The 1,171-nt window shown below is 75.8% G+C and carries 1 protein-coding gene; it reads right to left on the bottom strand.

Annotated features, from left to right (window positions below):
- Positions 1-73: 73 nt before the first annotated feature.
- On the bottom strand, positions 74-1,171 hold a 1,098-nt coding region (locus ACYQ8L_RS18490; RefSeq protein WP_459943294.1), incomplete at its 5' end, for a hypothetical protein.

The raw sequence follows: 1,171 nt of genomic DNA, 5'->3' as shown, positions 1-1,171 counted from the left end.
GATCTCCTTGCGCGCCTCTATTGGCGCCGGATTAATAGGACGCGTGGACGCCGGCGGGGTGCGGCACCCCGGGTCAAAGCCCCCGGCCGCGCTCCAGGGCCGCCGCGGGCACGGCCACCCCGGAGGTTTCTTCGACCCACTCGGCGCCCCGGCGCACAAACGGGAGGAGGACGAGACGCGCGGCCCGCACCCGCAGGCGGGCGCCCAGCACCGCCGCCGCCTTTCCCCGCTGGGTACCGGCTACTTCCGCGAGCACGGGCTTTAGCGCCTGGGCCGCCTCGGAAAGCGGTAGGCGTACCGCCTCCGCTTCGGCCGGACCCGTCGGGAGCCGCGTCGCGTCGCCCCCAGCCACGGGCCCCAGGGTCAGGTTGCGGGCCGCCCGCAAGAAAAGCCTCGGATGGAGCTTGAACGCCGGGATCCGCACGAGCGGCGGGGTACGTCCGTCTGCGGGATCCGGGGCCCAGTAGGGCACGGCCCACCGCACCATGTCGGCCCGGCTCCGGAACGGAAGCCCCCTGGCCCCGATCTCCAGCTCCCAGACCGGAAGGTACCGCACTCCGGAACCGCCGGAACCCCTGACCCGGAACGCCAGGGGCTCGAGTCTGCGGCGCCCCGGCACCCACCCCCGGCCGCACCGCCCGCACCAGAACCCCACCGCGTGGGGCACCGCGGGCAGGTCGGCCGCGCACTCGGGACAGCGAAGGGGGAGGAACCGCGGCGTCCACGGCCGGGGAGGCTCATCCAGGGCCCGCCGGAGCGAAAGGGCCTCCCCTCCGGCGAGGGCCCCTCCGGGCCCGTCGGGAAAGAGCGGCCGCAGGGCCCACCCCCCGCGTTCCCGTTCCAGGGCAAACGGGACCCAGAGGACTGCGGTCACCTCCCCGACGAACCGCCGGAGCGGCGCGGCCTCGCCGCCGGCAGCCTCGGCCTGGGTCTCGGCCTCGGCCACCACCTCGGCCACCGCCCGGTCAGGCCACACGACCCGCCCTTTGGCCGGAAGGCCGAGCCGGAACCGCACGGCCTGCGGTCTCACGCCGAGGTGCGACCCCTCCCGGAGCCCCGCACGGCCGGGCCCGGTGCCGTCGAGCAGGCTCCCCCCGGCTCCCGAGGCGAACAGCCGGTACCAAAGCCCCCGAAACCGCCAATAGGGGATCCACACGAGCCCCGGGGGCGC

Source organism: Deferrisoma palaeochoriense (assembly GCF_054656955.1).
Note: the sequence above shows the minus strand (reverse complement) of the source record. Positions and strands in the feature narration are given on the sequence as shown.